The sequence below is a fragment of the Pseudomonas nitroreducens TX1 genome (assembly GCF_000313755.1).
Taxonomy (GTDB): domain Bacteria; phylum Pseudomonadota; class Gammaproteobacteria; order Pseudomonadales; family Pseudomonadaceae; genus Pseudomonas; species Pseudomonas nitroreducens_A.
The window spans coordinates 46,559-58,565 of record NZ_AMZB01000086.1; the positions used below are offsets into that span (position 1 = coordinate 46,559).

Here is a 12,007-nt window from a genome sequence, read left to right on the forward strand (position 1 = left end):
GGCACGAATGACGATGGACAGATTCAGCAGCCTGGCGATGTTCGTCGCCAGCGCCGAGACCGGCAGTTTCAGCCGCGCCGCCGAGCAGCTGGGCAAGACGCCCTCGGCGGTGACCAAGGCGGTCGGCCAGCTGGAACTTGAGGTCGGCGCGCGCCTGTTCGAGCGCACCACTCGCAGCATGTCGCTCACCGAAGCCGGCCAGCTCTACCTGGACGGCGCGCGTGAGGTGCTGGCGCGGATGCGCGAGACCACCGAGGAAATCGCCCAACTGCAACACAGCCTGCGCGGCGTGCTGCGCATCACCGGGCCGCTGATCGTCGGCCCGGTGTTCCTCGACCGGGCCTGTGCCGAGTTCCTCGACCTGCATCCGGACGTTCGCCTGCAGGTGGACCTTTCCGACAGTTATGTCGACCTGCTCGACGGTCGCTACGACCTCGCCCTGCGCATGGGCAACAGCGACCTGCCGGGGCTGATCGCCCAGCCGCTGGCCGAGAGTCGCCTGGCCATGTGCGCCAGCCCCGCCTACCTGGAAAGGCGCGGCACGCCTCGGCATCCGAGCGAGATCATCGACCACGACTGCCTCGTCTACCGCCACCCGGCGCTGGATGACCGGTGGTGGTTCGACGTGGAGGGCGAGCGCTTTTCCACCCCCCGCAATGGCCGCCTGAACAGCGACAACCAGGCGGTGTTGCTGACCGCCTGCCTGGCCGGCCATGGCCTGCTGCCGTGCCCGCGCTGGAGTGTGCTGGAGCACTTGCGAAGCGGGCGGCTGGTGACCGTGCTGGATGAGTTCTTCTTCGAGCCGGACACCTTCGGCGCGCAGATCCTCGCGGTGTACCCGAGCAACCGCCGGGCGACGCGCAAGATCCACGCGTTCATCGAGCACCTGCGCGACTCTTTGCGGCGCGACGGCATCCTCTGACGGCCTAGAGCAATGCCCCGGCCCAGGCCGATACCAGCAGCAGGGCCGCCATCAACTGGTTGAGCCGCCGCATCTGCCTGGGCGACAGCAGGCGCTGGCTGCCGATGCCCAGCCCGGCCCAGACGGCGGTGCAGGGAATCGACACGAGAAAGAACAGCAGCGACAGCAGTTGCACGCGGTCCAGCCGATCGACGCCATGGCCGGCGTACACGCTGATCACCGCCAGCGCCATCATCCAGGTCTTGGGGTTGACCAGTTGCAGCGCGGCGGCGCCCAGCGCGCCCAGGCGGGCGGCGTCGCGGTCACGGGCGAGGTCCGCCGGCGGGCTGCGGAAGATCTGCCAGGCCAGCCAGCTCAGCCACAGCACGCCGACCGCGCTCATTGCCTGCTGCACGCGCGGCAGGCTGGCGAGCACCTCGCCCAGTCCGCTGCCCACCGCCAGCACCAGCGCGGCGGCGGCCGCGCAGCCGCCGAACATGATCGGCAGCGCCGCGCCCCAGCCGAAGCGTGCGCTGTTGCTGAAGATCAGCAGGTTGGTCGGCCCCGGTGTGATCGAGGCGACGAAGGCGAAGAGGACGAAGGGCAGCCATTGGCCGAGCTGCGAGAGGTGCATGAGGGGAACTCCGCTGAATCTGTGGGGAGTCCATCGTCGCCAGCGTGGCGGGTTCAGTCTGGAAGCTTTGAGCAGCGCTTGCGGTAGTAGGCGGGCGTGATGCCGTAGGCACGGCGGAACCAGCGGCCGAGGTGGCTCTGGTCGGCGAAGCCGAGGTCGGCGGCGATGTCGGCCGGCGCCAGGCCGCGTCCGAGCAATTGCCGCGCGCGGGCCAGGCGCAGCTGGATCAGGTAGGCGTGGGGCGGCAGGCCGAAGGCCTGCTTGAACGCGCGGGTCAGGCGGAAGCGATCGCAGCCGCTGGCGCGGGCCACGTCGTCCAGGCCGATGTCGGCGGTGAGGTTGGCGTGCAGGTAGTCCCGCGCGCGCTGCGCCACCAGCGGCAGGTGCGCCTGCGTGGTGCCGCGCTGGCGCCAGTGCAGGTGCCGGGTCATGCCGTCGAGCAGGTCGTCGACGGCGCTTTGTCGGACGATCTTCAGGTCATGGCCGTGTACGGCCTGGAATGCGTTGTCGATACGCCGCGCCAGTTGCGGGTCGTCGATCAGCAGCTTGGGCACGGACAGCTGGCAGTTGCCCGGCGCCTCTTCGAACAGGGTGGCGATCTCGCGCTCCAGCCAGGGCGCGTCGAGGTACAGCGTGCGGTAGGTGAAGCCGCCTTCGGTGGGGGCGTCGCCGTCATGGATGTCGCCGGGCTCGAGGAAGAACACCTTGCCGGTGGTGCTGATGTGGCGCTGGTTGCGGCTGCGGAACTGCTGCACCCCCGATTCGGTGAAGCCGATCAGGTAGCTGTCGTGCCAGTGCGGGTCGTAGGCGTGGCCCTTGAAGTGCGCACGCAGGCTCTGGATGCCGGTGTCGGCGTCCTGCAGCAGGTCGATCCAGTTGTCTTTGTGCATGGGCCGTTTTCGCCTCGCTTGCCCGGTCGGCCAGCATAGCGCGCGTGGAGTGGCTGTCTGGAAGATTCGTGCAGCCGGTGGTCGACTCGCATGCTTCGTTGACGCTGACGATATGATTGCTTCTTGCGCACATCGCCACACTCCAGGAGGGAGCCGTTCATGGGGCAGGACTACAACCTGGCATTGATCATCGCCGCGGCGCTCAGCGCCATCGCAGGAGCGCTGCATGTCGGCGTGGTACTGGTCGGACCGAGTTGGTACCGGCTGTTCGGCGCAGGCGAAAAGCTCGCCCGGGCCGCGGAGGCCGGGCGGCTTTATCCGGCCCTGATCACCTTCGGCATCGCCTTCGTGCTATTCGCCTGGGCCGCCTATGCGCTGTCCGCGGCCGGGGTGCTGGGCCCGCTGCCGTTGCTGCGTCCCGCGCTGGCGGCGATCTCGCTGATCTACCTGCTGCGTGGCGTGGCCGGCCCGCTCATTCTCAAGGGGACCGGGCGCAGCCAGCGCTTCATCTATGTCAGCTCGGCAATTTGCCTGGGGTTTGCGCTGATGCATCTGCTAGGGCTGGCGCAGGTGTGGGGGCGGCTGGAGAACTGAGGGGCTGCTGCTTGCGCGTTGTGCCCCTGCGCAGTGCATGGCGGAGCGTCAGCGCGGGGCGTTCGACGTAGTAGTACGACACGCCACTGAGCAGGAAGGAAAACACCAGCACCGCTGGAACGATGTAGTCCGAATAGCTGATTGGCCAGAACGCCCGCAGGATGTAAATGACCACGAAGTGGTTGAGGAATACGCCGTAACTGATGTTTCCGAGGAACTCGTCGATCGAATGGAATGGGAGTTTCGTCAGCAGATAGACGGCCGGGATGCCCAGTGCGATGCCGGCGCTCACTTCGGCATTGAATGGCCGACGCTCGATAATTCCAGTCATGATCGCCGCGAACATCAGCGCTGCCGCGACGGCGGTGCCAGCTGCAATGATCAGACCCTTGGCCCGTGCTTTGTACAGGTAGCTGCCGCAGAGGAATATGAACAGTACGCCGGGCAGAAGCCGGTATCCATAATTGTCCGTGTTGACGTAACCCAGGCACGCGACGAGGAAGACGCCGGCCGATAGCGAAAATGCAACACCGCGCAGCCTGTAAATGATCAGGAAAGGGATGACCAGGTAAAAACACGCCTCCAATCCCAGTGACCATGCCGGCGGCAGGATGTCTGGGCTTGCAGCTCCGAACATGTAGAAACCCAGCGGCACCATGGCGATGCTTGCGGCCATGTTTCCGAGCGTCAGCTCGGCTGCCTGGGGTGTGTCGGGAAGGAGGAAGTGGATGGCCAGGCAAGCACTTGCGAAGTAGAGAATGAACTGGGGATATAGCCGCATCACCCGGTCCAGGTAGAACAGGCCGACTTTATCCAAGGAGGCGTAGTTACGCTCGATCAGCGAGGTCATTACGAAGCCGCTGATCAGAAGGAACGAAATCACCGCGACCACGCCCGGGTTCAAGCCGGCAAAGGTTTTTCCCAAATGGGAAACGGCCACCAGAACGGCCAACAACAGACGATACGCCCCCACCCAAGCCCCCAGCATCCCTGAAATTTTGGCAGCTAAATTACGACGCTTTACCGTCGAAGAACAGGCTCCCCTATACCGCCGTCCAGTGGGCGCGCTGACGGCGCCTCATTCAGCGCCGACGAATACGTCACGGGAGGTGGAACTGCCCCTGGCCGGTTGGCCGGCAGGGACAGTCACGAAGGATGTATCGCGCGGCATCAGCCCGCTGCAGCCTCGAAGCTGTCGCTGCGGGCCATGCGCCAGATGCGCTCGTAGAACTCGCCTTCGATGTTGCCCGAGAGCAGTTCGCCGGGCTTGAGGAAGTAGTGCAGGTGCGAGAACAGGCGGATCTCCGTGGCGGAGACGCGGCGTACCAGATGTTTGGCTTCCAGCTGCGACGGGTGCTGGATACCGGCGGCGGCGATCATCTCGGCCAGGCCTTTGAGCGTGTTGCGGTGGAAGTGGTAGACGCGCTCGGCCTTGTCCGGCACCACCAGGGCGCGCTGGCGCAGTGGGTCCTGGGTGGCGACGCCGGTGGGGCATTTGTTGGTGTGGCAGGACTGCGACTGGATGCAGCCGATGGCGAACATGAAGCCGCGCGCCGAGTTGGCCCAGTCGGCGCCCATGGCCAGCACGCTGGCGATGTCGAAGGCGCTGACGATCTTGCCGCTGGCGCCGATGCGGATCTTGTCGCGCAGGCCCAGGCCTACCAGGGTGTTGTGGACGAACAGCAGGCCCTCGCGCATCGGCAGGCCCATGTGGTCGGTGAACTCCAGGGGCGCTGCGCCCGTGCCGCCTTCCTTGCCGTCGACGACGATGAAGTCGGGGAGGATGCCGGTCTCGTGCATGGCCTTGGCGATGCCCATGAATTCCCACGGGTGGCCGATGCACAGCTTGAAGCCCACCGGTTTGCCGCCGGAAAGTTCGCGCAGTTGGACGATGAAGTCGAGCAGGCCCTTGGGCGTGCTGAAGGCGCTGTGCGAGGACGGCGAGATGCAGTCCTTGCCCATGGGCACGCCACGGGTGGCGGCGATTTCCTCGGTGACCTTGTGCTTGGGCAGGATGCCGCCGTGGCCGGGTTTGGCGCCCTGGCTGAGCTTGATCTCGATCATTTTCACCTGCGGGTCGACCGCCTGCTTGGCGAAGCGCTCGGGGCTGAAGGTGCCGTCGTCGTTGCGGCAGCCGAAGTAGCCGCTGCCCAGTTCCCAGGTCAGGTCGCCGCCGTATTCGCGGTGGTAGGGACTGATGCTGCCTTCGCCGGTGTCATGGATGAAGCCGCCGAGCTTGGCGCCCTTGTTCAGCGCGCGGATGGCGTTGGCGCTGAGCGAGCCGAAGCTCATCGCCGAGATGTTGAACACCGAGATGGAGTAGGGCTGCTTGCACTCCGAGCCGCCGACGGTGACGCGGAAGGTGCAGGGGTCGGCCACTGGCGCGGGGCGGATGGAGTGGGCGATGAATTCGAAGCCCGACTGGTAGACGTCGATCAGGGTGCCGAAGGGCTTGTCGGCTGTTTCGTTTTTCGCTCGCGAGTACACCAGGGCGCGCTGGGCGCGGGAGAAGGGCAGGGCCTCCTGGTCGCCTTCGAGCAGGTACTGGCGTATTTCCGGGCGGATGGCTTCCACCAGGTAGCGGATGTTGCCCAGGACCGGGTAATTGCGCCGTACTGCATGGCGTTCCTGCAGCAGGTCGAAGACCCCGAGCACGCTCAGGGCGAGGGTGGTAAGGGTGAAGGGCCACACCCAGTCGTGCCCGAGGAAGGGCAGGCTGAGCACGGTGAACAGGACGCAAGCGGCAAAAAAGGCATAGCGGCTTAGGAGCGACAGGTTCATGGAATCTCCAGTCGTCGGGCTTTGATCACGGTGAGGTTGGCCGAAAGGGCCGCCACAGAGCATGGCAGGCATCGCGCGAACGCGCCTGGGCAAAGGTCAATGCGGCGGACTTTCGGAAGTCTTTCTAGTTGGCGGGCATCGACGGTAGCCCGAAGTGATGAAAAAAGAAAGCTAGCTAACGATTCTCTCCGGGGCTGAGAAAGCTTGTTTCAGGCGGTGCAAGTAATCATGTGGCCGGGCTGTTCGCGAGCAAGGACTGGGCGTCCCCCTCGGTCCTACGAAGAGCGCGCCGGCCTTCCTGTAGGAGCGAGCTTGCTCGCGAACCGCATTCGACCGAACTAACAGGCAATCACATTCACCGCCAACCCGCCCTTCGCCGTTTCCTTGTACTTGTCCATCATGTCGCGCCCGGTATCGCGCAGGGTGTCGATGGCCTTGTCGAGGCTGACCAGGTGCTGGCCATCGCCGCGCAGGGCGAGTTGGGCGGCGTTGATGGCTTTGAGCGAGGCCATGGCATTGCGCTCGATGCAGGGCACCTGGACCAGTCCGGCCACCGGGTCGCAGGTCAGGCCCAGGTTATGCTCCAGGCCGATCTCGGCGGCGTTCTCCACCTGCTCCAGGCTGCCGCCAAGCACTTCCGCCAGCCCGCCGGCTGCCATGGCGCAGGCCGAGCCCACTTCACCCTGGCAACCGACCTCGGCGCCGGAAATGGAGGCGTTGAGCTTGCAAAGGATGCCGATGGCGGCGGCGGTCAGCAGGTAGCGCTCGATGCCGTCGGCGTTGGCGTTGTTGTCGTAGCGCGCATAGTAATGCAGCACCGCCGGGACTATGCCGGCAGCGCCGTTGGTGGGCGCGGTCACCACGCGGCCGCCGGCGGCGTTTTCCTCGTTGACTGCCAGTGCCCAGAGGTCCACCCAGTCCATGGCCCCGAGGGTGGTGGCGATCAGGTTGCCGCTGTCCGCCTCGTTCAGCCGGCGATAGAGCATGGGCGCACGCCGGCGCACCTTGAGGCCACCGGGCAGTGTGCCTTCGGTTTCCAGGCCTCGGTTCACGCAGGCCTGCATTTCCTCCCAGATGTGCGCAAGGCCGGCGTGGATTTCCTCGTCGCTGCGCAGCGCGCGTTCGTTGGCCCACATCAGGTCGCTGATGCGTTTGAAACCGTGCTCATGGCACAGGCGAAGCAGCTCCTCGGCGCTGCGGAACGTGTAGGGCATGGGGCTGTCCGGCAAGGCGCGGTCGGTGTTGAAGTCCGCGGCGTCCACCACGAAACCGCCGCCGACCGAATAGCAGATGCGCTCGGCCAGCCGTTCGCCGTTCTCATCCAGCGCCCGCAAGTGCAGGCCGTTGGGGTGGGCGGGCAGGCTGTCGTCGTGGAAGACCAGTTGGCGCGCCGGGTCGAAGTCGATCTCCCGCACGCCGCCCAGGTGCAGGCGATGGCGCAACAGGATGTCGTCCACCTGCGGGGCGAGGGCAGCAGGGTCGGCTTCGGCCGGGTCGATGCCGAGCAGGCCGATCAGGCAGGCGCGGTCGGTGGCGTGGCCCTTGCCGGTGGCGCTGAGGGAACCGTAGAGATGCACTTCCACTGCGGTGGTGCGAGGCAGGAGATCGGCGTCGCGCAGGCGGTCGACGAACTCGCGGGTGGCGCGCATCGGCCCCACGGTGTGGGAACTGGACGGGCCGACGCCAGGCTTGAACATATCGAAGACGCTGAGGCTCATGGGAAATTCCTCCTGCCCCAAGCATGGACCCGCCAGGCCACGAATGCTCACCGGCCGCTCGACGGCTGGGGGCTTTTCGTAGTACCGAGGGGGACGCCCAGTCCTTGCTCGCGAATCGTTTTACGGCGGAGCCGGCCTTGGCAGTCTGTTCGCGAGCAAGCTCACTCCTACAGGGGAGGCCGGCGTGAAGGGGGGCCGATCGCGGACGGAGTCCGCTCCTACGCCACGGGAGGCGCCGCTCGTGTAGGAGCGGATTCATCCGCGATGGCTCGGCGCGGACACCGAGGCCGGCGGCGTCAGCCCTGCGCCTGCAGGAACAGCGAGAACAGCTCCGACTGCGACTTGATCCCCAGCTTGGCGTACATGTGCTTGCGGTGGACCTTCACCGTCTCGGCGGAAATCGCCAGCTTGCGGGCGATTTCCTTGCTGGAGCAGCCGCTTAGCATCAAGCGGCCGACTTCCAGTTCACGGGCGGTGAGCGGGGTTTCCACCTGCTGGGCGGTGGATTCCAGGCGGTTCTGCCAGCGCGGCGGCGGTGGAGCTTCCTGCACTTCGCGCTCGAAGGCCATGCGCTGGCGCATCAGGCCCGCGACCCAGGGCTGCACCAGAGCGAGCAGGGCGATCTGCTCCGGGAGGAAGCGACCCCTACTGCCCAGCGAGCAGCAGAGGGTGCGCTCGCTGTCGAGCTGCACGTTGATCTGCACTTCGTCGGCGACCACGTTGAGGCTGAAGTAGCGCTGGTAGTAGTCGGTCTGCTCGAACATCTCCGGCGCCACGTCGTCCAGGCGCAGCAGCCCGCTGCCGGGTGCCTCGCGGCTGGCGATATAGAACGGGTCGAGAAGGTAGAGGCCCTTGAGGTAGTCCTGGAACAGCGGGTCGGGGCCGCCATCCTCGCCCGGGCATTCGGCGAACACCTGGGGTCGGCCATCGCTGAAGAGCAGCACGACCCAGCTGTCGAAAGGTACATACTGGCCTAGCAGGCGTACCAGCGAGGTCCAGAAGTTCGGCTTGTCCAGCGCTTCGATCAGCTGCCCGACCGAGCGGTGCCAGGCGATATCCTGAAGGGAAAGGCTCATCACTCTACCCCCGATGGGTTACCACGCGGGCGTAATTACCCGGTGATGGCACGCCCGGCATACTCGATGGATGCCTTGAGCCGGCGCGGTGCGCATTCTGACCCTTTTGCCGCGCCCGGTCACCGCCAAGACAAGAATCCGAGGAAGCCCATGAAAGTAGAACTCGTCCAACTCGCCGGCCGTGATGGCGATGTGGCCTGGAACCTGGCCCGCACCCTGGAGGCCATCCACGCCTGCGCCGACGACACCCAGCTGGTGGTGTTCCCCGAGACCCAGCTGACGGGCTTCCCGACCGAGCAGAATATCGCCGCCATCGCCGAGCCGGTGGACGGCCCCAGCGTGCAGGCTGTTCAGCGCGCGGCAAGGGAGAAGAACGTTTCCGTCGCCGTGGGTTTCGCCGAAGCCGCAGACGGCCGCTTCTACAACACCACGCTGCTGATCACGCCCGAAGGCATCGCCCTGAAGTACCGCAAGACGCACCTGTGGGCGTCAGACCGCGGCATCTTCACCCCTGGCGACCGCTACTCCACCTGCCTGTGGAACGGCATCCGCGTCGGCATCGTGATCTGCTTCGACATCGAGTTCCCCGAGTCCGCCCGCGCCCTGGGCCAGCTAGGCGCCGAGCTGATCATCGTGACCAACGGCAACATGGACCCGTATGGCCCGACCCACCGCACCGCGATCATGGGCCGCGCCATGGAAAACCAGGCCTATGCCGTGATGGTCAACCGTGTCGGCGAAGGCGACGACGGCCTGGTGTTCGCCGGCGGCAGTGCGGTGGTCGACCCCTACGGCCAGCTGATCGTCGAAGCCGGCCGCGAAGAGTGCCGGCAGATCGTCGAGCTGGACTTCGAGCGCCTGGCGCAATCGCGGCGTGACTACAGCTACCTGGCCGAGCGCCGCTTCGTGCTGCCTGGCGAGATGCGCGAGCACGACGATGGCCTGCGCGAGCTGATCATTCCCGCCTGAGTTTCCCCACCGGCCTTCTGCAGGGCCGGGGCGCAGGGCTGCGCCGACACAGCGTTACTTCAAGATCGACGGGCGACGAGAGCGCCCGCGGGGCCTGCGGGTGAGCGCGGGCCAGCAACTTAGTACTGCCATAACAAACACAACGCGGAGTAAGCAGTAATGGCTCGACTCAAACGAACCCTGTCGCTGGGTTCGGTGGTGCTGTTCGGCATCGCCTACATGACCCCGATCATCGTCCTCGGCACCTTCGGTATCCTCGCCGACGTCACTCGCGGCGTAGTGCCCTCGGCCTACCTCGTCGCCTCCGTGGCCATGCTCTTCACCGCGCTCAGCTATGGGCGCATGGCCGCCGCCTTCCCGGTGGCGGGCTCGGCGTATACCTATGTGCGCAAATCGATCAGCCCGAAACTGGGTTTCCTCGCCGGCTGGGCCGTGCTGCTGGATTACCTGTTCCTGCCCATGGCCATCTGGCTGATCGGCGCGGCTTACCTGCACTCGGCTTTCCCTGCGGTGCCGCAGGCATTGTGGGTGCTGGCCTTCATCGGCGTGACCACCGCGATCAACGTGGTGGGTCTGCGCCTGGCGAAGAACATCAATGGCGTGCTGATGCTGGTGCAGTTCCTCGTGCTGATCGCCTTCGTCGGCCTGGCCATCCACTACGTGCTGGGTGACGGCAGCCGTCCGCTGTGGTCCCTGGAGCCGTTCCTCAAGGAAGGCACCCAACTGCCGTTGATCATGGGTGGCGCGGCCATCGCCTGCTACTCCTTCCTGGGCTTTGACGCCGTCAGCACCCTGACGGAAGAAACCCACGAGCCGCGCAAGACTATTCCGCGCGCCATCCTGCTGATCACCCTGATCGGCGGCGGCATCTTCATCGCCGCCAGCTACTTCGTACAGCTAGCGCACCCGTCGGTAGAGTTCCAGAACGCCGATTCCGCCGCGTACGAAATTGCCCGCAACATCGGTGGCGACCTGTTCGTCAGCTTTTTCCTGATCGGCCTGATCGTCGGGCAGTTCACTTCCGGCCTGTCGGCCCAGGCCAGCGCCTCGCGCCTGCTGTTCGCCATGGGCCGCGACGGCGTGCTGCCGCGTCCGTTCTTCGGGCGCATCAGCAAACGCTTCGAAACCCCGGTGAACAGCATCGTACTGTGCGGCGTGGTGGCGCTTCTGGCGCTGCACATGGACGTCACCACCTCCACCTCGTTCATCAACTTCGGCGCCTTCCTGGCCTTCAGCCTGGTGAACCTCTCGGTGATCTTCCACTACTACCTCAACGCCGAGCGCCGCGGCCTGCGCGAGCTGGTGCTGTTCCTGCTATTCCCGCTGATCGGCCTGCTCGCCGACCTGTGGCTGATGGTCAGCCTCGACCACCTGGCCATCTGGCTCGGTGCCACCTGGCTGGTACTCGGCGTGATCTACCTGGCGGTGATCACTGGCGGCTTCCGCCAGCAACCGCCGGAAATGCACTTCGAGGAGGCGTGAACCGCGCGCGGGGCTATGCTGGGGACTTCGAGTTGTGACGCCCGAGGAGATCCCGTCATGCCCCGCCTCACCCTCTACCATTCGCCCCAGACACGCTCCAGCGGCACCCTCGTGCTGCTGGAAGAACTGGGTGCCGAGTACGACCTCGAACTGATCAACATGAAGGCCGGCGAGCAGCGCAAGCCGGCGTACCTGGCGGTCAACCCGCTGGGCAAGGTGCCGGCGATCCGCATTGGCGAGTCTCTGGTCACCGAGCAGGGCGCCATCTTCATCTACCTCGCCGACCTGTTCCCCCGCGCCAATCTAGCCCCCGCGCTCGACGACCCGTTGCGTGGTCCCTACCTGCGCTGGCTGGTGTTCTACGGCTCCAGCTTCGAGCCGGCCATCGTCGATCGCGCCCTGAAACGCGACGCCGCCCCGCAGGCCATGAGCCCCTACGGCGATTACGACAGTGTGATGCGGGCCCTCGCCGAGCAGCTGGAAACCGGCCCCTACCTGCTGGGGAACCGCATGACCGCCGCCGATGTGCTGTGGGGCGCGGCCCTGCGCTGGACCATTGGCTTCGGCGTGGTGCCCAAGCTGCCGGTGTTCGAGCGCTACGTGGAACTGGTCACCTCTCGCCCGTCCTTCCAGCGGGTGTGGGAGCGGGACATGCAGTGGGCAGAGGAGCATCTGAAGGCCGCCGAAGCGAAGGCGCCCTGAACAGAGGGATGTAGTGGAAGTTTTGCGAAAGGAGAGACCAAGCGAAGAATTTGAGGAGACAGTCTCAAGATGCTTGGGAAAATTCCTTTTTCGGCGTGGCCATATTTCCCATGTGGCTGAGCTGGTCAATGATCCATTCAACGCAGCGCACCCCATCGCGCGGCGTCGGCAACCATAACTACTAAAAGCCGCTACGAGCGTTATGTCCCCCAAGGCCCTTCCACCTGGAAGGGCCTTTTTTATGGTGCGCCAGGCATGGC

General features: G+C 65.6%; 11 protein-coding genes. 5 read left to right on the forward strand and 6 right to left on the reverse strand.

All coding sequences use genetic code 11. The features are described 5' to 3' along the window. Positions 1-13: 13 nt before the first annotated feature. Positions 14-922, forward strand: a complete 909-nt coding sequence (locus tag C167_RS0106420) for a LysR family transcriptional regulator (RefSeq protein ID WP_026078842.1) — start codon at positions 14-16, stop codon at positions 920-922. A 4-nt stretch (positions 923-926) separates the two neighbouring features. On the opposite strand, the gene C167_RS0106425 is transcribed toward C167_RS0106420, so the two are convergent. Both C167_RS0106425 and C167_RS0106430 read right to left on the reverse strand, forming a co-directional pair. Beyond that, the gene (locus C167_RS0106425) at positions 927-1,535 is read right to left on the reverse strand and encodes a LysE family translocator (protein WP_017517439.1); all 609 of its coding nucleotides are present in this window, start codon (positions 1,533-1,535) and stop codon (positions 927-929) included. 53 nt (positions 1,536-1,588) lie between these two features. Beyond that, positions 1,589-2,425 (reverse strand): AraC family transcriptional regulator, encoded by an 837-nt coding sequence (locus tag C167_RS0106430; RefSeq protein WP_017517440.1) that lies wholly within the window; start codon positions 2,423-2,425, stop codon positions 1,589-1,591. Between the two features lie 159 nt (positions 2,426-2,584). On the opposite strand from C167_RS0106430, the gene C167_RS0106435 reads away from it, so the two are divergent. After that, complete coding sequence (locus C167_RS0106435; RefSeq protein WP_017517441.1) at positions 2,585-3,019, forward strand: hypothetical protein; 435 nt, start codon at positions 2,585-2,587, stop codon at positions 3,017-3,019. On the opposite strand, the gene C167_RS0106440 is transcribed toward C167_RS0106435, so the two are convergent. From C167_RS0106440 to C167_RS0106455, 4 genes are all read right to left on the reverse strand, one after another. Next, positions 2,940-3,992, reverse strand: a complete 1,053-nt coding sequence (locus C167_RS0106440) for an acyltransferase family protein (protein ID WP_081596648.1) — start codon at positions 3,990-3,992, stop codon at positions 2,940-2,942. The two genes, C167_RS0106435 and C167_RS0106440, sit on opposite strands and share 80 nt — an antisense overlap. Before the next feature lie 197 nt (positions 3,993-4,189). After that, the gene (locus tag C167_RS0106445) at positions 4,190-5,800 is read right to left on the reverse strand and encodes an FMN-binding glutamate synthase family protein (RefSeq protein ID WP_017517443.1); all 1,611 of its coding nucleotides are present in this window, start codon (positions 5,798-5,800) and stop codon (positions 4,190-4,192) included. Positions 5,801-6,138: 338 nt separating this feature from the next. After that, entirely contained in the window at positions 6,139-7,518 is a 1,380-nt protein-coding gene (locus tag C167_RS0106450; protein ID WP_017517444.1) for an L-serine ammonia-lyase, read from the reverse strand. A 296-nt stretch (positions 7,519-7,814) separates the two neighbouring features. Next, positions 7,815-8,594: a helix-turn-helix transcriptional regulator gene (locus tag C167_RS0106455; protein ID WP_017517445.1), complete on the reverse strand. Its 780-nt coding sequence runs from the start codon at positions 8,592-8,594 to the stop codon at positions 7,815-7,817. Between the two features lie 150 nt (positions 8,595-8,744). Between C167_RS0106455 and C167_RS0106460 the strand changes: the two genes are divergently transcribed. The 3 genes from C167_RS0106460 to C167_RS0106470 all read left to right on the forward strand — a co-directional run bounded on the left by C167_RS0106460 (position 8,745) and on the right by C167_RS0106470 (position 11,747). After that, positions 8,745-9,563: a carbon-nitrogen hydrolase family protein gene (locus C167_RS0106460; protein WP_017517446.1), complete on the forward strand. Its 819-nt coding sequence runs from the start codon at positions 8,745-8,747 to the stop codon at positions 9,561-9,563. A 159-nt stretch (positions 9,564-9,722) separates the two neighbouring features. Further along, positions 9,723-11,045, forward strand: coding sequence for an APC family permease (locus tag C167_RS0106465; RefSeq protein ID WP_017517447.1), 1,323 nt, complete (start codon positions 9,723-9,725; stop codon positions 11,043-11,045). A 57-nt stretch (positions 11,046-11,102) separates the two neighbouring features. Then, on the forward strand, positions 11,103-11,747 hold the full coding sequence (locus tag C167_RS0106470; RefSeq protein ID WP_017517448.1) for a glutathione S-transferase family protein: 645 nt from the start codon (positions 11,103-11,105) through the stop codon (positions 11,745-11,747). Positions 11,748-12,007 lie beyond the last annotated feature (260 nt).